Origin of the sequence: Mycobacterium appelbergii (assembly GCF_032883035.1) — a bacterium.
Taxonomy (GTDB): domain Bacteria; phylum Actinomycetota; class Actinomycetes; order Mycobacteriales; family Mycobacteriaceae; genus Mycobacterium; species Mycobacterium appelbergii.
Genome location: NZ_JAMQTH010000001.1, coordinates 654,984 through 678,860 on the forward strand (window position 1 = coordinate 654,984; position 23,877 = coordinate 678,860).

Sequence of the window (23,877 nt, forward strand, 5' to 3'; positions counted from 1 at the left end):
CAGAGGATCCTCGCAGTTCAACGCCAATAGTTACGTATTAGTAAGTATGGCACTTTAAAGTGGGTACTTGCCCGAAACTCCGCGTCGCACCAACGATGGTCGCATGACGACCGCACAACTGACAGTGAGTTTTCTCGGTGTGGGTGAGATGGGTTCGGCACTCGCCCGGGCCGTCTTGGAGGCCGGTCACCGCACCGTGGTCTGGAATCGCAGCTTCGGGAAAGCCTCCGCTTTGCGCGCCGAGGGTGCGATACCGGTGTCGACGGTGGCTGCGGCCTTGGATGCCGATGTGATCGTGGTGTGCCTGTTCGACCGGGACTCGGTGCACGCGGTACTCGACCCCGTGGTGGACCAGCTGGCCGGACGCCGGTTGGTCAACGTGACCACGACATCACCCGACGGCGCGCGGGAACTGGGCCGGTGGGCCGCGGCGGCCGGCGCGGCCTACCTCGACGGCGGCATCATGGCCACGCCGGCGATGATCGGCACGCGGAAGTCCAGCGTGCTCTACAGCGGGTCATCGGAGCTGTTCGCCGAGTATCGAGACCTCATCGAACTATGGGGCGACGCTGAGTATTTCGGCGACGACGCGGGCATGGCCTCGCTCTACGACCTGGCCTTGCTGTCGGCGATGTACGTGATGTTCGCCGGGTTCTTCCACGGTGCGGCGATGGTGGGCGCGGCCGGTGTGCCCGCCAAGGATTTCGCGGCCCGCGCCGCGGCCTGGTTGCCTGCGCTCATGCCCTCGCTCGCGGCGTACGCGGAGGTCATCGACGGCGGTGACTACCGTGTGCCGGGCCAGCAGAGCCTGTACTTCTCCGACATCAGCGACATCGTCGATGCCAGCCGGGATCAGGGCATCAGCACCGAAGTCGTCGACGTGGTGCAACGACTCATCCACCGGCAGATCGACGCCGGGCACGGCAATGACGGATTCGCCCGCGTGATCGAGGGCATCAGGAAGGCGCGTGTGGCATGAGCACAACCGCGTTCCGGAGCTACATCGACGCGGCGTGCAGCAATCGGATAGTTCGCATGCCCGGGGCTACCTGCCGGTGGCAGTCTCGTAAGTATGGATCAGAAGGCGCCTACCGCAACGATCGAATCAGCACATCGCGATCACCTGAAGAGGCTGCCGTTCCGTGACACGAACGATTTCGCCGACGCCGATCGGGGCTTCATCGGGGCCATGGAGCCGTGTGTCGTCAAGGCCGCGGACGGACGGGTGGTGTGGGACAACGACTCGTACGGTTTTCTGGCGGGGGATGCGCCTAGAAGCGTTCATCCGAGCCTGTGGCGTCAGTCGCAACTGTGCGCCAATCAAGGGCTGTACGAAGTCGTCGAGGGCATCTATCAGGTGCGTGGGTTGGACCTGTCGAACATCAGCTTCGTGGAGGGCGACACCGGTGTCATCGTCATCGACCCGCTGGTCTCCACCGAGACCGCCGCCGCTGCGCTGGCGCTGTACCGGGCACACCGCGGGGACCGCGCTGTTCGAGCGGTCATCTACACGCACAGTCATGTCGACCATTTCGGTGGGGTGCTCGGCGTCACCTCGCAGGCCGATGTCGACGCAGGCAAGGTCGTGATCCTGGCGCCCGAGCATTTCACCGACCACGCAGTGCAGGAGAATGTTTACGCCGGTACCGCGATGGCCCGGCGCGCGGCCTACATGTACGGAGCGGCGCTGGCCCGTGGACCGCGGGGGCAGATCGGCTGCGGCCTCGGTCAGGTGCCCTCGACCGGTGAGGTCGCCCTCATCGTGCCTACCGTCGACATCTGCGAGACCGGTGAAACCCACACCATCGACGGTGTCGAGATCGACTTCCAGATGGCGCCGGGCACCGAGGCGCCTGCCGAGATGCACTTCTACTTCCCCAAGTTCAGGGCGTTGTGCATGGCCGAGAATGCCACGCACAATTTGCACAATCTACTGACACTGCGGGGTGCCCTGGTGCGCGACCCGCACGGCTGGGCGGGGTATCTGACCGAGGCGATCGACACGTTCGCCGACCGGGCGGACGTGGTGTTCGCCTCTCATCACTGGCCCACGTGGGGGCGGGAGAACATCGTCGAATTCCTGTCCCTGCAACGGGATCTGTATTCCTATCTGCACGACCAGACGCTTCGGCTGCTCAACCAGGGGTACACCGGCATCGAGATCGCCGAGCAGTTCCAGCTGCCGCCCGCGCTGGAGGCGGCCTGGCACACGCACGGCTACTACGGCTCGGTGAGCCACAACGTCAAGGCCGTCTACCAGCGCTACATGGGGTGGTTCGACGGCAATCCCGCGCGGCTGTGGCCGCACCCGCCCGAAGCGCTCGGACCGCGGTATGTCGAGGCCATGGGCGGTATCGACCGTGTCGTGGAGCTTGCGCAACAGGCCTTCGACAACGGCGACCTCCGCTGGGCGGCAACTCTGTTGGACCATGCGATCTTCACCGACCAGAAACACGGCCTGGCCCGCGCGCTGTACGCCGACACCCTCGAACAGCTCGCATACGGCGCGGAGAACGCCGTATGGCGCAATTTCTTCCTGAGCGGGGCCACCGAACTGCGAGACGGGACCTTCGGCACCCCGACCACGCCCGCATCGCCGTCGCTGCTCGGCCAGCTCACACCCGAGCAGATTTTCGATACCTTCGCGATCAACGTGAACGGACCGCGAGCATGGGATCTCGATATCGCCTTCGATGTCACCTTCGGCGACACCGGCGACAACTACCGACTGGCCCTGCGCAACGGAGTCCTGGTTTATCGAAAGATCGCCGCCGAACCGGCGACCGCGCACGCCGCCGTCGTCCTGGCGAACAAGCTGCGGCTGTTGGCGCTCGCCGCCGGAGACAATGATGCACCGGGACTGGAGATCACCGGGGATTCCGATGCGCTGGCGTCGTTCATCGCGGTACTGGACCGACCTGATCCGAACTTCGACATCGTTACCCCCTAGGGCAGCCCGCCATCCACCCGCAGGATCGATCCGGTGGTGAAGCTTGACGCATCGGACATGAGAAACAGTGCCGCACCGACGATCTCGGACGGGTCGCCCGCCCGCTGTAGCGCGAGGTGGCCGAACGGCTCACCGGCCATGTCCCACGCCTTGCTGACATCGGTGAGGAACGGGCCCGCCATCAACGTGTTGACCCGAACCGTCGGACCGTACGCCTTGGCCAGCCCCTCGGTGAGGGTGTTCAGCCCGGACTTGGCCGCCGCGTACGGCAGCATGTGTTCGTCCGGCCGTAACGACCCCGACGAGCTGACATTGATGATGACTCCGGCACCGGCGGCCACCATTCGCTCACCGATCAACGCCGACAGGCGAAATGGGCCCTTGACGTTCAGATTGAACACGGCGTCGAACAGTTTTTCCGGGACCGCTGACAGTGATTCATACAATGGTGACATGCCCGCGTTGTTCACCAGCACATCGACCTTGCCGAACCGGCCGTAGGCGGCCTCGACCAGACCGTCGAGTTGATCCCAGCGCCCGACATGCACCTGATAGGGGAAGGCGGTGCGCCCGGTTGCCGCCGCGATCTCCTCGGCCGTGACGATGCAGGACTCCATGTCGCGGCTGGCGATGATCACGTCGGCGCCGCAGTGGGCGGCCGCGATCGCCATCTCCCGGCCCAGGCCGCGGCTGCCGCCTGTCACCAGCACCACCTTGCCGGTCAGGTCGAACAGCTCGTCGGCGTATCCCACGTCAGTATGGTGTCACGGTGCAATTGCTTTTCGTCCGACATGCGCTGCCATTACGCAGCGAGCCGGGACAAGGATCCGATCCGGTGCTGTCCGAAATCGGCATCGAGCAGTCCGACCGCCTGCCCGCGGCACTCGCACGATTTCCGATCTCACGGGTGGTGAGCAGCCCGCAGCGACGCGCCGTGCAGACGGCCGACCCGGTTGCTGCGGCGCTCGGCCTGCCGGTGGAGATCGATGACCGGCTGGCCGAGTACGACCGTGACATGTCGCACTACGTGCCCATCGAGGACATCGCGAAAGAGAACCCCGAGGAGCTGGCCCGTCTTGCGGCCGGGCATCTGCCCAGTGGGGTGGACGCGGCGGTGTTCACCGCCCGGATCAGCGCCGCGGTCGCGGATCTGGTGGCCGCGGCCGAGCACGATGACACGGTCGCGGTGTTCAGCCACGGCGGGGTGATCAATGTGCTGCTACATCAGGTCCTGAAAACCGAGCGGTTGCTGTCCTTCCACGTCGATTACGCATCGGTGACCCGCGTGCTGTCCTCCCGTTCGGGAAGGTTGGCGGTGGCGTCGGTCAACGGCACCGAACATGTATGGGATCTGCTGCCCCGGAATCGTCCGATGAGCGCACGCGCGAAGAGCAACAAGCACAGTGGTAGACAGTTCTCGTGACATCTCCGGAAGGTCTCGACCTCGCTGCCCTGGATCGCCACCTGCGCGCCGAAGGCATCGCCCGCACGGGTGATCTGCACGCGGACCTGATCGCAGGCGGGCGTTCCAACCTGACCTTCCTGGTCTTCGACGATGCGTCGAAGTGGGTGCTGCGCCGGCCACCGCTGCACGGCCTGACCCCGTCGGCGCACGATATGGCCCGCGAATACCGTGTCGTCGCCGCGTTGGCCGACACCCCGGTGCCGGTGGCGCGTGCGGTCACGATGCGAAACGACGACTCGGTGCTGGGTGCGCCGTTCCAGATGGTCGAGCACGTGCCCGGACGGGTGGTACGCACCCAGGGCGAGCTGAACGCGCTGGGCGACAAGGACACCGTCGGCGCCTGCGTCGACACCTTGATCCGGGTGCTCGTCGATCTGCATGCCGTCGACCCCGCCGCAGTGGGCCTCGCCGATTTCGGCAAGCCCGACGGTTATCTCGAACGGCAGGTCCGGCGGTGGGGTTCGCAGTGGGATCTGGTGCGCCTGCCCGACGACTCGCGCGATGACGATGTGCGGCGGCTGCACGCGGCGCTCAGTGGGGCCGTGCCGAATCAGAGCCGCTCGGCGATCGTGCACGGCGACTACCGCATCGACAACACCATCCTGGACGACGAAGACGCCACCGTGGTGCGGGCCGTGCTGGATTGGGAGATGTCCACCCTGGGCGATCCGCTCAGCGACGCCGCGCTGATGTGTGTCTACCGCAGCCCCATGTTCGATTTCGTCCACGCCGACGCCGCCTGGACCTCGCCGCTGCTGCCCTCGGCTGAGGATATGGCGCAGCTCTATGCGGTGCGGTCCGGTCAGGACCTGGCGCATTGGGACTTCTATATGGCCCTGGCCTATTTCAAGCTGGCGATCATCGCGGCCGGTATCGATTTCCGCCGCCGTGAGGGAGCCGACGGTCCGGACCAGGTCGGCGAGGCGGTGGCACCGCTGATCGCGGCGGGCCTGCGGGCGTTGGACTAGACCTGGCCTAGACCGTCAGCTGCGCCGCGCCGCCTTCAAAGTTTTTTTCGCTGCGCGTCGCAACTGGTAGATCCGCGCGGTACCCGCAGCCACCGTCAACAGTCCGCCCGCCACCGCGGCGCCGAGGATCGCCACCCCCAGCGGCAGCGACCAGTGCCAGCCGAGGAACGCGAATTCGGCCGACATGGTGTTCTGCGCGATGAAGATGAGCAGCACGATCAGCACCAGAAAACCCATGATCAGCGCTGACCACAGCGCTGCCGCACGGGTGAATTTCGGCTGCTCGACGGGGGCAGCGGGCTTGTCCGGTTTGGCGGGGTCCATGGGTGGCCCGCCCGGTTCCAGGGGAGTTCCGCCCGGTGTCGGTTCCGGCAGATCGGGCGATACTGGCTGATCGCTGGTCATTCTGACATCTTTGCCCGTTACGGCCGCAAAGCAAACCACCGAGAGGTAAAGCGCGGCGGCATGTCGGCCCTGCCGTTAGGGTCTGTACACGTTGGTGACGCCGGAAGGAACGCTCGTATGCAGCACCGAACCCTGGCACTACTCGCGGCTCTGCTTGCGCTGCTGGTACCTCTTTTCACCGCGTGCGGGAGTGCCAATCCGCTGGGTGGCGGGCCGATTTCCGGTGACCTGAAATCGATCGTGGTGGGGTCGGCCGATTTCCCGGAGTCCAAGATCCTCGCCGAGGTCTACGCCCAGGCGCTGGAGGCCAACGGCTTTCAGATCAGCAGGCAGTTCGGCATCGGCAGCCGTGAAACGTACGTGCCCGCGGTGCAGGACCACTCGATCGATCTCATCCCCGAATACACGGGCAACCTGCTGCAGTACTTCGACAAAGAGACCACCGCGACAACGCCTGACGCGGTCCTGATCGCGTTGTTCAAGGCGCTGCCCGGCGATTTGTCGATCCTGTACCCGTCGCCCGCCGAGGACAAGGACACGATCGCCGTCACCGAGGCGACCGCGCAGCGCTGGAATCTGAAGACCATCGCCGACCTTGCGAAGCACTCGGCCGAGGTGAAAGTCGGCGCGCCTTCGGAGTTTCAGACCCGTGAGACGGGTCTGGTCGGCCTCAAGACTCGCTATGGTCTTGACATCGCGCCCGTCAATTTCGTGGCGATCAGCGACGGCGGAGGTCCGGCCACCGTGCAGGCGCTGAACAGCGGCGCCGTCACGGCCGCGAACATCTTCAGTACCTCGCCCGCGATCGAGGAACACAATCTGGTGGTCCTTGAGGATCCGGAGAACGCCTTCCTCGCTGCCAATGTCGTTCCGCTGGTGGCATCCCAGAAGATGTCCAACGAGCTGAAAACAGTGCTCGACGCGGTGAGTGCGAAGCTGACCACGGAGGCACTGATCGAACTCAACACCTCGGTGGAGGGCAACCGGGGCGTCGACCCCGACGAAGCAGCCCGGAAATGGGTGCAGGACAACGGATTCGACAAGCCGATAACCGGATGAGCGGGAGCTAGATGATCACCTTCACCGACGTCACCAAGCGCTATCCGGACGGCACCGTCGCGGTCGACAATCTCAACATCGAAGTGCCCCAGGGCACGCTGGCAGTGTTCGTCGGACCGTCGGGCTGCGGCAAGACCACGTCGATGCGGATGATCAACCGGATGATCGATCCCACCTCGGGCACGCTCACGGTCAACGGCGAGGACGTCACCAAGGTCGACCCGGTGAAGCTGCGGCTGGGAATCGGGTACGTCATTCAGAGTGCCGGCCTCATGCCACACCTGCGGGTGGTCGACAACGTTGCGACGGTGCCGGTGTTGCGCGGCGAATCCCGGCGCAGCGCGCGTAAAGCGGCGATGGGGGTGATGGAACGGGTGGGCCTGGACCCGAGCCTGGCCGACCGTTATCCGGCGCAACTGTCCGGTGGGCAGCAGCAGCGGGTGGGGGTGGCCCGCGCGCTGGCGGCCGATCCACCGATCCTGCTGATGGACGAACCTTTCAGCGCCGTCGATCCGGTGGTGCGGGAGGAGCTGCAAACCGAGATCCTGCGGCTGCAAAGCGAATTACGCAAGACGATCGTGTTCGTCACCCACGACATCGACGAGGCGATCAAGCTCGGCGAGAAGGTCGCGGTGTTCGGCAGCGGCGGTGTGCTGCAGCAGTACGATGCGCCGGCACGTCTGCTGTCCAACCCCGCCAACGACCTGGTTGCAGGTTTCGTCGGCGCCGACCGCGGCTATCGCGGGCTGCAGTTCGTCCACGCAACGGGGTTGCCGTTGCACGAGATCCGCCACGTCGGGGAACCCGAGATCGACGGGCTGGACCTCGGACCGGGTGAATGGGTTCTGGTCACCAAACCGGACGGCACACCGTACGCCTGGATCAACGCCGAGGGCGTCGAGGTGCACCGCAGAGGCGGATCGCTGTATGACAGCTCGATCGCCGGCGGGTCGCTGTTCCGGCCGGAGGGCACACTGCGCCAGGCCCTCGACGCGGCATTGTCCGCACCGTCGGGGCTGGGCGTCGCGGTCGATGAGGACACACAGCTGATCGGTGGGGTGAAGGCCTCCGATGTCCTCGCTGTGCTGGACGAACAACGCCAGATTCCCGAGTTCGGGGAGGCCTGAACGGTGCGGTATCTGCTCACCCACCTCGACGACCTGTGGGTCCTCACGATCGTGCACCTGCGGCTGTCGTTGGTGCCGATCGTGTTGGGGTTGCTGATCGCGGTGCCGCTGGGGGCCGTGGTGCAGCGCACCACGGCGCTGCGCCGGTTGACCACCGTCACCGCCAGCATCATCTTCACCATTCCGTCGCTCGCGCTGTTCGTGGTGCTGCCGCTGATCATCCCGACCCGCATCCTCGACGAGGCCAACGTCATTGTGGCGCTGACTCTTTACACCACCGCACTGCTCGTGCGGGCAGTGCCGGAAGCGTTGGACGCCGTACCGGAACAGGTCCGTGACGCGGCCACGGCGGTGGGCTACCGGCCACTGTTACGGATGCTGAAAGTAGAACTTCCACTGGCCATTCCGGTGTTGATCGCGGGCTTGCGGGTGGTCGCGGTCACCAACATCTCGATGGTGTCGGTGGGTTCGGTGATCGGGATCGGTGGCCTGGGGACCTGGTTCACCGAGGGCTACCAGTCCAACAAGAGCGATCAGATCATCGCAGGCATCATCGCGATCTTCGTGCTGGCGATCCTGATCGACACGCTCATCATGCTGATCGGCAAGGCCATCACCCCGTGGACCCGCGAGCATCGCACTCCTCGCACCACCCACGCCAAGGCGGCCGCATGAACTTCCTGCAGCAGGCACTCTCGTTCATCTTCACCGGGGCCAACTGGACCGGACCGGCCGGGATCGCCGTCCGCATCGGCGAGCACATGGAGTACACCGTCGTCGCGGTGGCGGCCTCGGTGCTGATCGCGGTGCCGGTCGGCATGCTCATCGGCCATACCGGTCGCGGCACCTTCCTGGTGGTGACCGGGGTCAACGCCCTGCGGGCGCTGCCAACCCTGGGCGTGCTGCTGCTCGGCGTGCTGCTGTGGGGTCTTGGTCTGGTTCCGCCGACGGTGGCGCTCATGTTGCTGGGTATTCCGCCACTGCTGGCCGGTACCTATGCCGGGATCGCCAATGTGGACCGGGCCGTGGTGGACGCGGCGCGGTCGATGGGCATGACCGAGAGTCGGGTGCTGCTGCGGGTCGAGGTGCCCAATGCGCTGCCGTTGATTCTCGGTGGGCTGCGCACCGCGACGCTGCAGGTCGTGGCGACCGCGACGGTGGCCGCCTACGCCAGCCTGGGTGGCCTGGGCCGCTATCTCATCGACGGGATCAAGATCCGCCAGTTCCACATCGCACTCGTGGGCGCGCTCATGGTGACCGCGCTGGCATTGATCCTTGACGCCGCGTTGGCGTTCGCTGTGTGGTTGTCGGTGCCGGGAAGCGGGCGGTTGGGGCGGTGGCGACGGTTGCCTCAGCCGCTGCTCGGCGATGAGGTGGCACTGGAAGTGGGCTCATCGCGGGCGTCGCGGGGGACTTCCGGAGTCGGCTACGAAGGCAGCAGTCCGTCGCATACGGTATGAGGGTGAGTGAAGAGGCGCACACAGACGAGCAGTCCGTCGAGGAGGGGGCAGCCTGGCCGGCGGTGCTGACCTGGCGGGCGCATGACGTACCGCGGATGGAATCGGTACGCGTGCAATTGTCGGGTAACCGCATCCGGGCGTACGGCCGGATCGTGGCCGCCGCCACCACATCCCATCCGGCGTTCTCGGCGTCCTACGATCTGGTCACCGATGAGGCCGGCGGGACGAAGCGGCTCTCGCTGTCGGTCACCCTCGCCGAACGTGGCGAACGCCAGCTGTCGATCGCCCGCGACGAGGAGAACATGTGGCTGGTGCAGGATCACGCCCAGACCAGGCGCTCCGAGTATGACGGTGCACTCGACGTCGACGTGATCTTCAGCCCGTTCTTCAACGCGCTGCCGATCCGGCGTGCGGGCCTGCATCAGCACGCCGAATCGGTCACCCTGCCGGTGGTCTACGTGCGGCTGCCGGATCTTTCCGTCGAGGCGTCCAGCATCAGCTACAGCAGCCAGGCCCCGGAGCTCGGAGCCGGCATCAAACTGCACTCGCCGGTCGCCGACACCACGGTCACCGTGGATGCCGACGGGTTCATCCTCGACTACCCAGGACTGGCAGAGCGGATCTGATCACACCGCCGGCGCGGCCTGCCGCGGCAAGTTCGGCCCGCCAATTCTCGGCGCCGACGACGGTGGTGATGATCTCCGGCCGGCTGAAGCTGTCGTAACGCATGCGCGCGGCATGCCCCGCCTCGACCAGGTCGGCGACCGAACCATGGGCGGCCAGGGCGTCCCTGGCCCGGGTGAGCAGGTCGATGCCGCGTTCCAGAGCAGGCAGCAGCTGGCTGTCGTTCGCCTCGCACATGGCCCGCACCAGGTCGGGTGCGGTGGCGGCGACCCGGGTGCCGTCCCGGAACGACCCGGCAGCCAGGGCGAACGCCAGCGGTACTTCGCTTGCGGTCACCGCCAGCGCCTCGGCGAACAGGTGGGGCAGATGCGATATGGCGGCGGCGGCCGCATCGTGCTCATCGGAGCGGGCAGGGACCACCACTGCGTGACAGTCCAACGCCAACTGCGTCACCTGCGTCCACACCTGCGCATCGACGTGGTCGTCGACGCTGACCACCCATGGTGCGCCGATGAACAGGCCGGGGTTGCCCGCCGCCCAGCCGGAGTGCGCGGTGCCTGCCATCGGATGCCCCCCGACGAACCGGTCCAGCAGGCCGAACTCCGTGACCTGCTGCAGCACTGCGCCTTTGACGCTGGTCACGTCGGTCAGCGGGCATTCACCGGCGGCACCGCGGATGTGGCCGAGCATGGTCGGCAACGCGGGCATCGGCACCGCGAGCACGATCAGCGCCTTGTCCGCAGCGGCCCGCTGCAGCGTCGCGTCCAGGTTCTCGCTGGCGTCGAAGCCGTCGAATGTGGCGCCCTGCACGGCCTCCATCGACCGGTTGTAGCCGAACACCTTCCGCCCGGCGGCTGAGGCGGCGCGCAGCACCGACCCGCCGATCAGACCAAGTCCCAGCACGCACACGGGAGTGTTCGTCACCGTTAAAGCGTGACACATGCCCCTGCCGGGGCCGAACGCGATCCCTGGGAAAATCGCTGGTCGACGACTACCGTAAGCGCTCATGGGAGCACAGCGTGCGCCGGTGGACCTACCTGACGGCTTCGGCGTGGCCGTAGTCCGGGAGGACGGCAAGTGGCGGTGCACCGCTATGCGTTCAGCATCGTTGAACAGTCTGATCGCAGCGGAGACCGAATTGCGTGAGCTGCGCAGCGCAGGCGCGGTGTTCGGATTGCTCGACGTCGACGACGAGTTCTTCGTCATCCTCCGGCCGGCGCCCGGCGGTACCCGCCTGTTGCTGTCGGATGCCACCGCCGCGTTGGACTACGACATCGCCGCCGAGGCGCTGGAGAACCTGGACGCCGACATCGAACAGGAAGACCTCGAGGACTCGGATCCGTTCGAGGAGGGCGATCTGTCGGTGTTGTCCGATATCGGCCTGCACGAGGATGTGCTGGGTGTGATCCTGTCGGAAACCGACCTGTACGCAGACGAGCAGATCGGGCGCATCGCCCGCGAGATGGGCTTCGCCGAGGAGCTGTCGGCCGTCCTCGACCGTCTCGATCGGTGAGTTCCCCCGACGAGGCGCTGATCCGCGCAGCGTTGGAGGCCGCAGGCCTGGCCGGACCCCGCGACGTGCCGATCGGCGCGGTGGTGTTCGCCGCCGACGGCACCGAGCTGGCCCGTGCCGCCAACACCCGCGAAGCCACCGGCGACCCGACGGGCCATGCCGAGATCGTGGCGATGCGTGCGGCCGCGCGGGTACTCGGCGACGGCTGGCGGCTGGCAGGAACCACGCTGGCGGTGACCGTCGAGCCCTGCACGATGTGCGCCGGGGCACTGGTGCTGGCCAGGGTGGCGCGGGTGGTGTTCGGGGCGTGGGAGCCCAAGACCGGTGCCGTCGGATCACTGTGGGACGTGGTGCGGGATCGTCGGCTCAACCATCGGCCCGAAGTCACCGGCGGCGTGCTGGCAGCAGAATGTGCCGCACCGTTGGAGGCCTTCTTCGCCGGCCAGCGGTGAGCGCGCGGGCTGCTTTCCCGACCGTGCAGCCTCTGCTACTTTTCCGCGGATTTTTCGCAGCAGGTTCACGTTCGGCGGGGGAGCTGGGCGATTAGGGCTGCGGCCCTCGGTTCGGTAAGCTGCCACGCGGTGGCGTGTCCGAGCGGCCTAAGGAGCACGCCTCGAAAGCGTGTGACGGGTAACCCCCGTCCGAGGGTTCAAATCCCTCCGCCACCGCCATAAATTTCGGCAGCCCGGGCCAGGGCTCGGATCCATCGGAACGCCCCATCGCGACCCCGTGTGACGCGTTGAATGGGCAGATGGAACTCATGTCGCCGACCGATTCGATGTTCCTCCTCGCCGAGACGCGTGAGCACCCGATGCACGTCGGTGGGTTGGCGCTGTACAAACCCCCGCAGGGCGCAGGTCGGGGCTTCGTGCGGGAGCTGTACGAGGAGATGGTCGTACACACGGACTTTCAGCCGGTGTTCCGTAAACACCCGGGAACGATCCTCGGCGGCATCGCGACCCTCGGCTGGGCCTTCGACAACGATGTCGATCTGGACTATCACCTGCGGCGCTCGGCGCTGCCGACCCCGGGGCGGGTGCGTGAACTGCTGGAACTGACCTCGCGGTTGCACGGCAGCCTGCTCGACCGGCACCGCCCGCTGTGGGAGGCCCACCTGATCGAGGGCCTGTCCGACGGCCGGTTCGCGGTGTACACCAAGCTCCACCACTCGCTGATCGACGGCGTCTCGGCGCTCAAACTCGTCATGCGCACGCTGTCGGAGGACCCCGACGACACCGAGGTCAGGGTGCCCTGGACCCTGCCCCGGCACAAGCGCGCGCACCAGCGCCCGTCGCTGCTGCGCACGGCCGCCGACACCGCCGCGTCGATCGCAGGCATCGCGCCCTCCACGGTCAAGCTGGCCCGCGCGGCCCTGCTGGAGCAGCAACTCACCCTGCCCTTCGGCGCACCCAAGACCATGTTCAACGTCAAGATCGGTGGTGCCCGCCGGGTGGCCGCACAGTCCTGGCCACTGGAGCGGTTCAAGCGCATCAAGGACGCGTCCGGCGTCACCATCAACGACGTCGTCCTCGGCACCTGCGCCGGGGCCCTGCGCGCCTACCTGATGGAGCAGGACGCCCTGCCGGACCGCCCGCTGATCGCGATGGTTCCGGTGAGCCTGCGATCCGAGCAGGAGGCCGACGCGGGCGGCAACCTGGTCGGCTCGATCCTGTGCAACCTGGGCACCGACCGCGAGGATCCCATGGACCGGCTCACGGTGATCAGTGAATCGATGCGCGGCAACAAACAGGTCTTCGCCGAACTGCCCCGGATCCAGGCCCTGGCACTGTCGGCGATGATGATCGCGCCGCTGGGCCTGGCCGCGGTGCCCGGCTTCGTCGGGGCGACGGCGCCGCCCTTCAACCTCGTCATCTCCAACGTGCCGGGACCGCGACAACCGTTGTACTGGAAGGGCGCCCGCCTGGACGGCAACTATCCGCTGTCCATCGCTCTGGACGGGCAGGCCATGAACATCACGCTGGCCAACAACGCCGACAATCTGGACTTCGGGTTGGTGGGCTGCCGTCGTAGCGTTCCCCATCTGCAGCGGATGCTCAGTCATCTGGAGGACTCACTGAAGAGTCTGGAGGTCGCCGCCGGGGTCTGACACCAAAAACTGTAATGGCTGGACCAAATACGGGAACTCCCGCAAAATGGTTGGCGTGACGGACAGTGATGGCGCGACCCTGGGGCGGATGCGGGTTCTCGACGCAAAAGCGGTGAACCTCGACGGTTTCAGTGTGGAGAACCCGGACCTCGGCCTGGCGGCGATGAGCAGCCCGAATGATCCGGAGCCCTCGCTGGTCATCGATGCCGGGTCGGTCGTCGAGATGGACGGCAAGGCTGCCGCCGACTTCGACGTGATCGACGAGTTCATCGCCCACTACGGCCTCGACCTGGACGTAGCCGCCGAGGCGATGGCGCTGCCCGACGCGGAACTCGCCCGCAAGGCCGTCGATCTCAATGTGCCGCGCGCCGAGGTCGTGCGACTCATCGGCGGCATCACCCCGGCCAAAATGGCCAAGGTCATCGCGGTGCTCACCCCGGTGGAGATGCAGATGGCCATGGCCAAGATGCGGGTCCGCCGCACCCCGAGCAACCAGGCACACGTGACCAACCAGCTCGACGACCCGCTACTGATCGCCGCCGACGCGGCCAGCGCGGTGGCCTACGGATTCCGTGAGGTCGAGACGACCGTGCCGGTGCTGGGCGATGCGCCGTCGAATGCCGTTGCACTGCTGATCGGTTCGCAGGTCGGGGTCCCCGGCGCGATGGCGCAGTGCGCGATCGAGGAGGCCCTCGAGCTGCGCCTCGGCATGCGCGGGCTGACCAGTTACGCCGAGACCATCTCCATCTACGGCACCGAGCAGGTGTTCGTCGACGGCGACGACACCCCGTTCTCCAAGGCGATCCTGACGAGCGCCTACGCCTCACGTGGCCTGAAGATGCGGGTCACCAGTGGTGGCGGGGCCGAGGTGCTCATGGGGGCTGCAGAGAAGTGCTCGATCCTCTACCTGGAATCCCGCTGCGTCTCGCTGGCCAGGGCGCTGGGGTCCCAGGGCGTGCAGAACGGCGGCATCGACGGGGTGGGCGTGGTGGCTTCGGTGCCCGACGGCATGAAGGAACTGCTCGCCGAGAACCTCATGGTGATGATGCGCGACCTGGAATCCTGCGCGGGCAACGACAACCTGATCTCCGAATCCGACATCCGCCGCAGCGCGCACACCCTGCCGGTGCTGTTGGCCGGCGCCGACTTCATCTTCTCCGGATTCGGCTCGATCCCGCGCTACGACAACGCCTTTGCGCTGTCCAACTTCAACTCCGACGATATGGACGACTTCCTGGTCCTGCAGCGCGACTGGGGCGCCGACGGCGGGCTGCGCACCGTCTCGGCCGAGCACCTGGCCGCGGTCCGGCGCCGTGCCGCCACCGCGGTGCAGGCGGTGTACCGCGATCTCGGGCTGGCCGACTACGCCGACGCTCACATCGACGAGGTGGTCGCGGCCAACGGTTCACGGGACCTGCCGCCCGGTGACCCCAAGGCGGTCGCCGAGGCGGCCAATGCCATTGAGGCCAAACAACTCACGGTGTTCGACGTGGTCGCCTCGCTCAAACGCACCGGGTACGACGAGGAGGCCGACGCGATCATGCGGCTGACGCGCGAACGGCTCAAAGGCGACCAACTGCAGACCTCGGCCATCTTCGACGAGCAGTTCCGGGTGCTCTCCAAGATCACCGATCCGAACGATTACGCGGGCCCCGGCACCGGTTACACGCTGACCGAACAGCGGCGCGCCGAGATCGACAACATCCGTCAGCAGCGAAGTTCCGCCGAATTGACCGCCGATCAGGCCGAGTACGCCGGGCACATCACCGTCACCGAGGTCGAACCCGCGCGCCAGGGCAGCGATCCGCGTGAGGTGTGCATCGGGCTCTCCCCGGCGCTCGGCCACAGTGTGTGGTTGACGCTGTGCGGGCTGACGGTGGGCGAGGTGATCCGGCAGCTGTCCGCCGGGCTCGAGGAGGAAGGTTGCGTGCCGAGGTTCGTGCAGATCCGGTCCACCATCGACGTCGGGCTGATCGGGCTGACCGCGGCCAAGCTGTCCGGATCCGGCATCGGAATCGGATTGCAGGGCAAGGGCACCGCGCTGATCCACCGTCGTGACCTGGCACCGCTGGCCAACCTCGAACTGTTCAGCGTCGCCCCCCTGCTGACCGCGAGGAACTACCGCGAGCTGGGCCGCAACGCCGCCAGACACGCCAAGGGCATGGCGCCGGTGCCGATTCTCACCGGCGGCACCGACGAATCGATCTCCGCGCGCTACCACGCGCGGGCGGTGGCGTTGGTGGCCTTGGAGCGCGAGGCCAGTGCACCGGGGCAGGCCCCGGTGACAGTGAAGGTGGTCCGGGCATGAGCGAGGAGAAATTCACCGTCGCAGCGGCGGTCGACGGCAAGCTGGACCTGTCCCATCTGCGGATGGATCCCGCCGCGCTGGCGCACCAGGCCGTCATCGCCGAAGAGCACGGCAACCCGCAACTCGCCGAAAACTTCCTGCGTGCCGCCGAATTGGCGATCATCGATGACGAAGACGTGATGGGGCTGTACGAGGCCCTGCGCCCACACCGGTCCACCGCTGAGGAACTCGCGGCGCTACAGGTGTCGCTGGAGAACCGCGGCGCGGCCCGGTGTGCCGAGTTGGTGCGCCAGGCCGCCGCTGTCTATGCCCGGCGAGGTCTGTTGCGGTGAGGGTTGTCGCGGGTATCGATGTCGGCAACCACACCACCGAGATCGTCCTGGCGCGCATCGGTGACGGAGCCGTGCAGCCCGTGAGCCACGGGCAGGCACCGACGCGGGGCCGCAAGGGTTCTCGGGAATCCCTGGAGGGCGCGGCAGCGCTGTTGCACCGGATCGAGGTCGACGCGGGCGTGCGGGCCGACGAGTTGGCGCTCTCGGCCATCCGGCCCGTGGACACCGAAACCGCGCCGCTGGCACCGGCAGCGTCCCCGCAGGCGCCGGTGCGGAGCCTGCGCAGGCCCGATGCCAGCACCCCGGCAGGCGTCGGATTCGCGGTGGGCCGGCACGTGCCGCTGGCAGAGCTGGCCGGAGCACCCCCGGACGCGGCGGTCATCGTCTCGGTGGATGCCGACACCGATTTCGAGGTGGCCGCCGCAGCGATCGGTGACGCCGTCGACCGGGGTTGGCACATCGTCGGGGTCCTCGCCGCCCAGGACGACGCCGTGCTGATCCGCAACCGGATCCCTATCGAGGTGCCGGTGGTCGACGAGGCCGACCTGGACGGGTTGGCCCCCGGCGTGCTGGTCGCGCTCGAGGTGGTGGTCCAGGGACGCGCCTACCGGGCCCTGGCCGACCCGATCGCACTCTGCGCCGCACTGGAACTCGGCCATGAGCAGATCCGTGACGTCGCCGAGTTCACGCGCGAACTCGCCGACTCCCCGGCGATCGCGGTCACACCACGCACGGGCCCACCGGATCCACCGGCAGTGGACGAAGATTATGTCGAGTTCCTGGTGCAGGGCGAGGTGGTCCGGTACTCACCCGCCCAGGCCCACAGCATCCTGCGCCGCGAACCCCCGGGAAACCTGGTGCGGATCCGGTTGCGGTCCATTCCTACCGCCGACCATGAAACCGCGGTCGACGACGCCTTTTTCACCGACCTGTCGGCACTCGACAACGGTATCTGGCTGCGTCGCGGCGTGGCCGACGCGCGCGGCACCGTCGTGGCGTTACTGGCCGCCGACCATGTGGCGGACGCCGCGGCGACCCTGCGGGAGCTGACCGGGCGCCGGGCACACACCATCGCAGGAGAACCCGAGGCGGCGGCGTGCGGCGCCCACACCACGCCCGGCCTGCCGCCCGATGCCGTGGTGTGCGACATCGGCGGCGGCACCATCGATCTCGTCGGGCCCGACCGTACCGTGACCGCAGCCGGGGCGGGGGAGACGATCACCGTCGCAGTGGCCCGGATGCTCAACATCCCGCGGGCACTGGCCGAGCGGGTCAAGCGCACGCCGGCGTTGCGGGTGGAAGGCCCCCACGTCGCCCACGAGGAGGACGGCCGGCGGCTGTTCCTCGACGCCCCCGCACCCGCCGAGGCCATCGGGCGGCTGTGTGCCCGGGGCAGTGCCGGGCTCGTCCCGTTCTCCAACAAGCTGGCCGCCGAGGAGTGGCGCAGCCTGCGGTTGGCGATCAAACAGGAGACCGTCGCCGCCAACATCGTCCGGTGCCTGAAGGTGTTCGAGAAACCGCCCACCGCACTGGTGTTGGCCGGCGGCGGAGCCCTCGACGATGAGTTGTTGCGCACCGTCGGGGAATCCCTGCGCACGGTCGGTGTCGTGGTGGGCCGGGCCAACATCGACGGGATTCACGGACCCCGGTTCGCGGTCGCCTCAGGCCTGGTGCATCTCTATGCCGCCTCAGCCGGCCGTCGCGGGACGTAGGAAGTCACCGGAGATCTTCACCGCCGGAGCTGAGGAGTCACCGCCGACGACGAGGGTGGCGAACGCCATGTCACCCGCGATCCCGGCGAACCACCCGTGGGAATGGGTGTTGTCGCCGAACTCGGCGGTTCCGGTCTTGCCGCCCAGGCCGGCGATGTCGCTCAGTTCGGAGGCGGTGCCTTCGGTGACCGTCAGCCGCATCATCGCGCGCAAGGCATCGGTGACGTTGGGCGGCAACGGTACCGAAGGCTTGTCGGCCGTCGTCTTCTCCCCGTCGACCAGACTCGGCATGATCGTCGAGCCGTGCGCGAGGCTGGCCTCGGCGACCGCCAGACCGAACGGGCTCACCGTGACGGTGCCCTGCCCGATCCCGTTCTCCACCCGCTGAGCGGCGGTGTCGGCGTTGGGAACCCGGCCGGTCACCGTGGTCAGGCCGGGAACGGTGAAGTCCACGCCGATGCCGAAGTCGCGCGCGGTGTTCGTCAACGCGTCGGCGGGAAGCCGCTCGGCCAGCGCCGCCATGCTGGTATTGCAGGAATGCGAGAACGCTGAGGTGAGCGGCACGGTACCCAGGTCGAAATTGTCGTCGTTGGGAATGGTGCGGTTTTCGATGGTCAACTGACCGGGGCAGGCCACCGGGGTGTCCGGAGTCGCCAGCTTGGCTTCCAGGGCCGCCGCCGTGGTGATGGTCTTGAACGTCGAACCCGGCGGATAGAGACCCGAAAAGGCGATGGCCCCTTGGGGATCGGCGGCCGGGTTCTGCGCGGCCGCCAGGATACCGCCGGTGGATCCGGAGATGGCGACGATGACGGCCGGTCTGGCTTCCTGAGCGACGGCACGCTGCGCGAGCAGTTGCAGCCGCATATCGAGAGTGGTGCGCAGGGGTTCGGTCTGTGCGGGCGGTGTCGAGATGAGCCGCTCGGAGGCTGCACCGTCGCCGTCCACCAGATACACCGACCAGCCCGCCGACGCGGTGATCCGGTCATGCCACAGTTGCGCCAGGCCGCTGATCGCCGGTGAGGAGAGCTCCCGGTCCGCGGTGAGCAGCTCACCCTGTTCGGCGATGCTCACCCCGGCGATCTGGGTGAGCTGGTCCCGCACCTGGGCGAGGTCGTCCTCACGCAGCTTCATCACGGTCACCCGGTCGTCGGAGGTTGAACCGAACTGTGCCCCGATCGAATCCGTCGTGGTGCTCGGATCGAAGCGCGACAGCACTGCGGCCAGCGGCGCCGCCGAGCCCTGCTGGGCACGGTCGAGGGTGATCACCCCGACGGTCTGCCAAGTCATCAGCGGCTGGCCGGTCCGGTCGAGCACCGGCGTCTGCAACTCGCTGTCCTGGCTGTACTGAAATTTCAGGCCGGGTTGGAGGTCGGCGTGCAGCAGTGTCGGCGACCAGTCGATGCGCCAGTCGTCACCGGATTTCGCGGCGGTGCCGGTGGTGTCGTAGCCGAAGTCGTGTCCTTCACCCCAGGACCACTGATAGTTGAGGGTGAAGTCGGCGTCCTCGCCCTCGACGGGAGCCGCGCTGACCTTGACCGCGGCCGCCTCACCCATGCCGTCGAACATCGAGGCGATCACCGGCTCGGCGGCCGCGGGATCACTGGTCTGCTCCGCCGCGGCGTGGGCGTCCTTGCGCTGCACCGCGTCGGCAAATGCGGAGAAGCGGTCGCCGGGGTCTGGTGATGAGGAGCAGCCGACCACCGGAAGGAACAGGGCGAGCAGCAGGAGCCAGGTCAGGGCGGGGCGAGGCATACCCACAGCATTACAGCAATGCCCGTACCTGCCCCGCCAGGGCCACGCCCAGATCGCGGTTGTTGGCCCCGGTGAAATGGATTCCGTCGACGCCATCAGTGGACACCACCGATCCGGCGTCGAAGAACGGGACTTTCACGAACGAGGCGAGCGCGCTGTAAGCGGCTGCCAGTTCCTCGGTCTTCTGTTGGCCACCCTCGAAGATCAGCTGGAACCACGGATGCGGCATCGGCGCCAGCGGCGGCGGTGAAACCACGAGCACCTGCGGAGCGGGGTAGCCGGTGCCGACGCCCCCGGCACTGGTCAGCACCTGGGTCACCAGAACCGACATGCCCAGCGCGATGTCGAGCGGTTCGCGCCGGAAATAGGCCTTGGTGTCGTTGGTGCCGAGCATGAGGATCACCACGTCGAGCGGCAGGTGACTGGCCAGGCACGACGGGAGGTGACCGGCGCCGTTGAGGCGTGGATCGGTCGGGTCGTCGATGTTGGTGGTGCGGGCGCTGAGCCCCTCCTCGATGACCTCGAAATCGGCGCCGAGTTGTTCGGCCAGCACCCCGGTCCAGCGCACGTCGGCCGGAAACCGGTCCGTCGGAGCGCCGTCCGCGACGGGCACCCAGCCCCAGGTCAGTGAGTCACCGAAACACAGAATTCGTTTGGCAGGCATGCGCCAAGCTCATCATGCCGCGTCGCGGTCCGCCTGTTTTTGGGTGGGCTTGTCGTTCTTGGGCTTGGGTTTCGGCTCGGGTTTCGGCTCGTCGGCCGCGGGCTTCGCCTCAGCCTTGTCCTTCTTGGGCTTGAGGTGATCGAGCGCGCGCGACACCGCCCTGGCCACCGGACCCCGCCGCTCCACGGGCTTGCGCTTCTTGATCTCCGGCGGTGCCTGCTGCTTGTCGCTGTCCGGCTCGGCCTCGACTTTCTCCGGCGCGGATTCCTTCTTCTTCGTCTCAGGCTGCTGCACCGGTTCGGGCGCAGGCTTGTCGACGGATGGCGAAGGCGCAGAGGGCAACTCGTCCCGGAAGTTCTGCACACCCTCATCGATCGCATCCGGTAGGGCCTTGACGGTTTCGGCGATCCGATCGTGTGGGGTGAACAGGGAAAAGCGGGTCGCCTTGTCGGCGTCCTGGTAATCGCGGTCGGTATAGCCCATGTCGACCAGGAGTCGCAGGGTCGGCTCGACCGCCCCGAGCACCGGTGCGGTCAGGGCCGTCGCCTGCAGGGCGGCCGAGATGTCGCGTACCGGCTGCAGCATCGGCAGGTGCTCGGCGTGGATCAGGACGTAGGTGTCGGTGCCGGTTTCCGTGGTGGACACCACCAGCACCGATTGCCCGTCGTGCTCCAGGTCGACGTTGTCCGGCCCTTGATCGCCGTGGACGTAGTACATGCCTGCCGCCGCGTTGACCAGCGACAGCGGATTGGCGTACGCCGGGAAATCACCGATCGGGTCGTACTCGAGCGTCACGAATATCTCGTCATAGGGCGAGGGCGCGGCCGCTCCGGTACTGACGAATCCGGGGATGCGCATATTCGGGAACCGGGCGTAGATACCGCCGTTCGGGACGAACGGCGAAGCCAGGAACAAGAACTGGAGCGTGTCGGTGCCGGGGTTGCCTGCCGCGGCGAGACTGCGCTTGTACTTCTCGGCGACCAGCGACCCCTCGGAGTAGCCGACGATCAGCACGGTCTTGCCGCCGGCGTCCGCGACGGCCGCACGCAGCGGCGCCTGGCCGGCTTCCACACTCGGGTCGACCGGCAGTTCGGCGGGGTAGTTCACCGGCACGAATCCGGGTTCGTCCAGCAGACCCTGGAACTTGTCCTTGATCCGGTCGCTGGTCGGGTTGCTCGCCCCACCGATACCGATCAACACCTCGTGGTCGGGGAGGATGAGGGCGTGGGCGGTCTGCCCGAAGGCCAGCGCGGTGGTGACGGTGGCCGCCGCACCGGCCATCATGACGGCTCCCTGACGACGACGCGTGCGATGTTTTGCCACTGTTCTCCTGTATCGCGGATGAGTGTGGGCCCGGGTCATCCCGGGCCCACAATCTGAATAGCTGACTGAACCTACTACGGGCAGGTCACCTGGAGCTCGAAAGGCTTGGTCACCGCGCCGGCCATCGGATTGGCCATGTCCGCACCGGTCGCATTGCCCTTGACCGTGTAGGTGTTGCCGTCCTTGGTGGCCTCGGCGTTGCCGCCGGGAACGCCCGGGGTGTAGCCGAGGCTGACCCCGTCGATATTGCCGAGGGCGAGGGCGGTGACCGACGGCTGGTCGCCCTGGCTCAGTGTCGCCGACACTCCGGAGGTGCCCTGGCCGACGGTCAGCGTGACGTTGCCCGCCACCGTGGCGCAGACGACGGTGCCCTGAACCTGGTGCTCCTTGCCGTCGACGGTGACCTTGGCGGTTCCGGCGCCGGTGGTCGCAGTGGTGTCGCCCGCTTCCACCGAGGCCGAGGCCGAGGCCGACGGCGAGACGGCTGCGGTTGGTGATGGTGCTTCACTCGACGTGTCTTTGTTGTCCGACGAACAACCGGACAGGCCGGCGATGACGATCGCTGTGCCGCCGATGGCGACCACGAACCCACGCTTCACCAGTGTTCTCCCTACGGTTATGCGGCCCGTCAACATTGGCGGACCGTCGGGAAAAGTATGCTGTGAGCTCGGGTTTTCGTTACGCGATTGGGTGAAAATGGCCGGACCTGCGTGTGGATGGTCGTAGGTTCGACAGTATGCAGACACTTCGCACGCCTGATGAGCGCTTCGCCGACCTACCCGAATTCCCTTATGCCGCAGACTATTGCGAGGTTGACGACGGCGAAGGCGGGCAGTTGCGGGTGGCCTGGGTACAGGCAGGACCCGACGACGGCGACCCGGTGCTGTTGTTGCATGGGGAACCATCGTGGTCTTTCCTGTACCGCAGGATGGTGCCGATCCTCGTTGCCGCGGGACACCGCGTCGTCTGTCCCGACCTGGTCGGGTTCGGCCGGTCGGACAAACCCACCCGGATCGCCGACCACAGCTACGCCAGGCACGTCGAGTGGATGCGGGCGCTGGCCTTCGACGTGCTCGATCTACGTCGGGTGACGCTGGTCGGTCAGGACTGGGGCGGGCTGATCGGGCTGCGACTGGCGGCCGAACATCCCGACCGGTTCGCCAATATCGTCGTCGCCAACACGGGTCTGCCCACTGGTGACATCCCGATGCCCGAGATCTGGTGGCAGTTCCGCAAGGCCATCCAGAGCGTGCCCACCGTCGACGTGGGCCGGTTCGTCGCGGGCGGGTGTCGCCGCCCGGTCAGTGATGCCGTCCGGGCGGCCTACGATGCGCCGTTCCCCGACGATTCCTACTGTGCGGGGCCGCGTGCGATGCCTGCGCTGGTGCCGACGGCGCCCGACGATCCCGCCTCAGCCGCGAACCGGTCAGCCTGGAATACGTTGTCGGCCAGTGAAACCCCGATGCTTGTCGCATTCAGTGACGGTGACCCCATCACCGGTGGGATGGCGAGCATTTTCCGGCGCGAGATGCGCGGCGCGCAGGGTGTCGAGCATCCGGTGATCGGCAACGCCGGTCATTTCCTGCAGGAGGATGCCGGCGAAGAGCTCGCCGAGGCGATCGTCGCGTTCCTCAGGGACAGGTGACAGCGATGTCGAACGGCATGTCCACCGGCGTGCCGGGGTTCGCTTCGTCGGTGCCCATACCGGTGCCGGTGACGGTGTAGTTCTTGGCGTCGCGCGTGGCGACGACGGGTTGGCTGGACAACCCCTCGATGTAGGCGAGGGCCGGATTGCCCGATCCGACGTCACCGATGTTCACCGAATCCACCGTTGGCGATTCGCCGTCGGTGACGACCAGCGTGGTGTGCAGGCTGCCCTCGATGTTGATCGTGGTGAACCCGTCCTTTGTCTCGCAGGCGACCGATTTGACGGGCCCGGCATCGTTGCTGCCGAACGTCACCTTGCCCCCGCCGGCCTGCGCGGCCTCCGGCGACTCCGAGTTCTGCGACGAACATCCGACAATTCCGGCCAGCATTGCCGCGCACCCGGCGACGGCGACGATTCGGAGCTTCACGAGCAGCAGTATGGCCGCGTTCGACCCCCTGAC

At 67.2% G+C, this 23,877-nt stretch carries 24 protein-coding genes and 1 tRNA gene; 17 read left to right on the forward strand and 8 right to left on the reverse strand.

What is annotated here, in order from left to right; all coding sequences use genetic code 11:
- Positions 1 to 103: 103 nt before the first annotated feature.
- Complete coding sequence (locus M1247_RS03125) at positions 104 to 979, forward strand: NAD(P)-dependent oxidoreductase (RefSeq protein WP_317154785.1); 876 nt, start codon at positions 104 to 106, stop codon at positions 977 to 979.
- 93 nt (positions 980 to 1,072) lie between these two features.
- Positions 1,073 to 2,950 carry an alkyl/aryl-sulfatase gene (locus M1247_RS03130; RefSeq protein WP_317154786.1) on the forward strand — a complete coding sequence of 626 codons (1,878 nt, stop codon included), beginning with the start codon at positions 1,073 to 1,075 and terminating at the stop codon, positions 2,948 to 2,950.
- On the opposite strand, the gene M1247_RS03135 is transcribed toward M1247_RS03130, so the two are convergent.
- A complete protein-coding gene (locus M1247_RS03135; RefSeq protein ID WP_317154787.1) occupies positions 2,947 to 3,702 on the reverse strand; it encodes an SDR family NAD(P)-dependent oxidoreductase in 756 nt (251 codons plus the stop codon). The two genes, M1247_RS03130 and M1247_RS03135, sit on opposite strands and share 4 nt — an antisense overlap.
- 17 nt (positions 3,703 to 3,719) lie before the next feature.
- Here M1247_RS03135 and M1247_RS03140 point away from each other — a divergent pair, with 17 nt between their 5' ends.
- Together M1247_RS03140 and M1247_RS03145 are read left to right on the forward strand one after the other, a co-directional pair.
- Positions 3,720 to 4,373, forward strand: a complete 654-nt coding sequence (locus M1247_RS03140) for a histidine phosphatase family protein (RefSeq protein ID WP_317154788.1) — start codon at positions 3,720 to 3,722, stop codon at positions 4,371 to 4,373.
- Positions 4,370 to 5,383, forward strand: coding sequence for a phosphotransferase family protein (locus tag M1247_RS03145; protein ID WP_317154789.1), 1,014 nt, complete (start codon positions 4,370 to 4,372; stop codon positions 5,381 to 5,383). The genes M1247_RS03140 and M1247_RS03145 overlap by 4 nt, the downstream gene beginning before the upstream one ends.
- Before the next feature lie 15 nt (positions 5,384 to 5,398).
- On the opposite strand, the gene M1247_RS03150 is transcribed toward M1247_RS03145, so the two are convergent.
- Positions 5,399 to 5,788, reverse strand: coding sequence for a LapA family protein (locus M1247_RS03150; protein WP_317154790.1), 390 nt, complete (start codon positions 5,786 to 5,788; stop codon positions 5,399 to 5,401).
- Between the two features lie 117 nt (positions 5,789 to 5,905).
- Here M1247_RS03150 and M1247_RS03155 point away from each other — a divergent pair, with 117 nt between their 5' ends.
- Genes M1247_RS03155 through M1247_RS03175 form a run of 5 tightly spaced genes read left to right on the forward strand, consistent with a single transcriptional unit; the run spans position 5,906 to position 10,060 of the window.
- Complete coding sequence (locus M1247_RS03155) at positions 5,906 to 6,847, forward strand: ABC transporter substrate-binding protein (protein WP_317154791.1); 942 nt, start codon at positions 5,906 to 5,908, stop codon at positions 6,845 to 6,847.
- A gap of 11 nt (positions 6,848 to 6,858) precedes the next feature.
- A complete protein-coding gene (locus M1247_RS03160) occupies positions 6,859 to 7,974 on the forward strand; it encodes an ABC transporter ATP-binding protein (protein WP_317154792.1) in 1,116 nt (371 codons plus the stop codon).
- A 3-nt stretch (positions 7,975 to 7,977) separates the two neighbouring features.
- Positions 7,978 to 8,649 (forward strand): ABC transporter permease, encoded by a 672-nt coding sequence (locus tag M1247_RS03165; RefSeq protein WP_317154793.1) that lies wholly within the window; start codon positions 7,978 to 7,980, stop codon positions 8,647 to 8,649.
- Positions 8,646 to 9,434: an ABC transporter permease gene (locus M1247_RS03170; RefSeq protein ID WP_317154794.1), complete on the forward strand. Its 789-nt coding sequence runs from the start codon at positions 8,646 to 8,648 to the stop codon at positions 9,432 to 9,434. The genes M1247_RS03165 and M1247_RS03170 overlap by 4 nt, the downstream gene beginning before the upstream one ends.
- Complete coding sequence (locus tag M1247_RS03175; protein ID WP_317154795.1) at positions 9,431 to 10,060, forward strand: putative glycolipid-binding domain-containing protein; 630 nt, start codon at positions 9,431 to 9,433, stop codon at positions 10,058 to 10,060. The genes M1247_RS03170 and M1247_RS03175 overlap by 4 nt, the downstream gene beginning before the upstream one ends.
- Here the strand turns inward: M1247_RS03175 and M1247_RS03180 are convergent.
- Positions 10,023 to 10,967 (reverse strand): prephenate dehydrogenase, encoded by a 945-nt coding sequence (locus M1247_RS03180; protein ID WP_317155018.1) that lies wholly within the window; start codon positions 10,965 to 10,967, stop codon positions 10,023 to 10,025. The two genes, M1247_RS03175 and M1247_RS03180, sit on opposite strands and share 38 nt — an antisense overlap.
- Positions 10,968 to 11,064: 97 nt before the next feature.
- Here M1247_RS03180 and M1247_RS03185 point away from each other — a divergent pair, with 97 nt between their 5' ends.
- The 7 genes from M1247_RS03185 (at position 11,065) to M1247_RS03215 (ending at position 18,030) form a co-directional block, all read left to right on the forward strand.
- Positions 11,065 to 11,571 carry a tRNA adenosine deaminase-associated protein gene (locus M1247_RS03185; RefSeq protein ID WP_317154796.1) on the forward strand — a complete coding sequence of 169 codons (507 nt, stop codon included), beginning with the start codon at positions 11,065 to 11,067 and terminating at the stop codon, positions 11,569 to 11,571.
- A complete protein-coding gene (locus tag M1247_RS03190) occupies positions 11,568 to 12,023 on the forward strand; it encodes a nucleoside deaminase (protein WP_317154797.1) in 456 nt (151 codons plus the stop codon). The genes M1247_RS03185 and M1247_RS03190 overlap by 4 nt, the downstream gene beginning before the upstream one ends.
- A gap of 128 nt (positions 12,024 to 12,151) precedes the next feature.
- Positions 12,152 to 12,242 (forward strand) — tRNA-Ser (locus M1247_RS03195).
- A gap of 80 nt (positions 12,243 to 12,322) precedes the next feature.
- On the forward strand, positions 12,323 to 13,678 hold the full coding sequence (locus M1247_RS03200; protein ID WP_317154798.1) for a WS/DGAT/MGAT family O-acyltransferase: 1,356 nt from the start codon (positions 12,323 to 12,325) through the stop codon (positions 13,676 to 13,678).
- An 88-nt stretch (positions 13,679 to 13,766) separates the two neighbouring features.
- The gene (locus M1247_RS03205; protein ID WP_317155019.1) at positions 13,767 to 15,986 is read left to right on the forward strand and encodes a propanediol/glycerol family dehydratase large subunit; all 2,220 of its coding nucleotides are present in this window, start codon (positions 13,767 to 13,769) and stop codon (positions 15,984 to 15,986) included.
- Positions 15,983 to 16,318 carry a diol dehydratase small subunit gene (locus tag M1247_RS03210; RefSeq protein WP_317154799.1) on the forward strand — a complete coding sequence of 112 codons (336 nt, stop codon included), beginning with the start codon at positions 15,983 to 15,985 and terminating at the stop codon, positions 16,316 to 16,318. Before M1247_RS03205 ends, M1247_RS03210 begins: the two co-directional genes overlap by 4 nt.
- Positions 16,315 to 18,030, forward strand: a complete 1,716-nt coding sequence (locus M1247_RS03215) for a diol dehydratase reactivase ATPase-like domain-containing protein (RefSeq protein WP_317154800.1) — start codon at positions 16,315 to 16,317, stop codon at positions 18,028 to 18,030. Before M1247_RS03210 ends, M1247_RS03215 begins: the two co-directional genes overlap by 4 nt.
- On the opposite strand, the gene M1247_RS03220 is transcribed toward M1247_RS03215, so the two are convergent.
- The 4 genes from M1247_RS03220 to M1247_RS03235 all read right to left on the reverse strand — a co-directional run bounded on the left by M1247_RS03220 (position 18,007) and on the right by M1247_RS03235 (position 22,368).
- Positions 18,007 to 19,782, reverse strand: a complete 1,776-nt coding sequence (locus M1247_RS03220; protein WP_317154801.1) for a penicillin-binding transpeptidase domain-containing protein — start codon at positions 19,780 to 19,782, stop codon at positions 18,007 to 18,009. The genes M1247_RS03215 and M1247_RS03220 overlap by 24 nt on opposite strands.
- 10 nt (positions 19,783 to 19,792) lie before the next feature.
- Complete coding sequence (locus M1247_RS03225) at positions 19,793 to 20,446, reverse strand: SGNH/GDSL hydrolase family protein (protein ID WP_317154802.1); 654 nt, start codon at positions 20,444 to 20,446, stop codon at positions 19,793 to 19,795.
- A gap of 12 nt (positions 20,447 to 20,458) precedes the next feature.
- Positions 20,459 to 21,730, reverse strand: a complete 1,272-nt coding sequence (locus M1247_RS03230) for a PE-PPE domain-containing protein (protein WP_317154803.1) — start codon at positions 21,728 to 21,730, stop codon at positions 20,459 to 20,461.
- A gap of 113 nt (positions 21,731 to 21,843) precedes the next feature.
- Positions 21,844 to 22,368 (reverse strand): lipoprotein LpqH, encoded by a 525-nt coding sequence (locus tag M1247_RS03235; RefSeq protein WP_317154804.1) that lies wholly within the window; start codon positions 22,366 to 22,368, stop codon positions 21,844 to 21,846.
- Between the two features lie 137 nt (positions 22,369 to 22,505).
- Here M1247_RS03235 and M1247_RS03240 point away from each other — a divergent pair, with 137 nt between their 5' ends.
- Positions 22,506 to 23,414, forward strand: a complete 909-nt coding sequence (locus M1247_RS03240; RefSeq protein ID WP_317154805.1) for a haloalkane dehalogenase — start codon at positions 22,506 to 22,508, stop codon at positions 23,412 to 23,414.
- Here M1247_RS03240 and M1247_RS03245 read toward each other — a convergent pair.
- Entirely contained in the window at positions 23,401 to 23,844 is a 444-nt protein-coding gene (locus tag M1247_RS03245) for a lipoprotein LpqH (RefSeq protein ID WP_317154806.1), read from the reverse strand. The genes M1247_RS03240 and M1247_RS03245 overlap by 14 nt on opposite strands.
- Positions 23,845 to 23,877 lie beyond the last annotated feature (33 nt).

What these genes read in the sequence shown, in the direction of transcription:
- M1247_RS03130 (WP_317154786.1), top strand. Translation starts at nt 1,073, where the DNA reads ATGGATCAGAAGGCGCCTACCGCAACGATCGAATCAGCACATCGCGAT.
- M1247_RS03170 (WP_317154794.1), top strand. Translation starts at nt 8,646, where the DNA reads ATGAACTTCCTGCAGCAGGCACTCTCGTTCATCTTCACCGGGGCCAAC.
- M1247_RS03160 (WP_317154792.1), top strand. Translation starts at nt 6,859, where the DNA reads ATGATCACCTTCACCGACGTCACCAAGCGCTATCCGGACGGCACCGTC.
- M1247_RS03225 (WP_317154802.1), bottom strand. Translation starts at nt 20,446, where the DNA reads ATGCCTGCCAAACGAATTCTGTGTTTCGGTGACTCACTGACCTGGGGC.
- M1247_RS03230 (WP_317154803.1), bottom strand. Translation starts at nt 21,730, where the DNA reads ATGATGGCCGGTGCGGCGGCCACCGTCACCACCGCGCTGGCCTTCGGG.
- M1247_RS03240 (WP_317154805.1), top strand. Translation starts at nt 22,506, where the DNA reads ATGCAGACACTTCGCACGCCTGATGAGCGCTTCGCCGACCTACCCGAA.
- M1247_RS03185 (WP_317154796.1), top strand. Translation starts at nt 11,065, where the DNA reads ATGGGAGCACAGCGTGCGCCGGTGGACCTACCTGACGGCTTCGGCGTG.
- M1247_RS03200 (WP_317154798.1), top strand. Translation starts at nt 12,323, where the DNA reads ATGGAACTCATGTCGCCGACCGATTCGATGTTCCTCCTCGCCGAGACG.
- M1247_RS03125 (WP_317154785.1), top strand. Translation starts at nt 104, where the DNA reads ATGACGACCGCACAACTGACAGTGAGTTTTCTCGGTGTGGGTGAGATG.
- M1247_RS03150 (WP_317154790.1), bottom strand. Translation starts at nt 5,788, where the DNA reads ATGACCAGCGATCAGCCAGTATCGCCCGATCTGCCGGAACCGACACCG.
- M1247_RS03205 (WP_317155019.1), top strand. Translation starts at nt 13,767, where the DNA reads ATGCGGGTTCTCGACGCAAAAGCGGTGAACCTCGACGGTTTCAGTGTG.
- M1247_RS03220 (WP_317154801.1), bottom strand. Translation starts at nt 19,782, where the DNA reads ATGCCTCGCCCCGCCCTGACCTGGCTCCTGCTGCTCGCCCTGTTCCTT.
- M1247_RS03210 (WP_317154799.1), top strand. Translation starts at nt 15,983, where the DNA reads ATGAGCGAGGAGAAATTCACCGTCGCAGCGGCGGTCGACGGCAAGCTG.
- M1247_RS03175 (WP_317154795.1), top strand. Translation starts at nt 9,431, where the DNA reads ATGAGGGTGAGTGAAGAGGCGCACACAGACGAGCAGTCCGTCGAGGAG.
- M1247_RS03155 (WP_317154791.1), top strand. Translation starts at nt 5,906, where the DNA reads ATGCAGCACCGAACCCTGGCACTACTCGCGGCTCTGCTTGCGCTGCTG.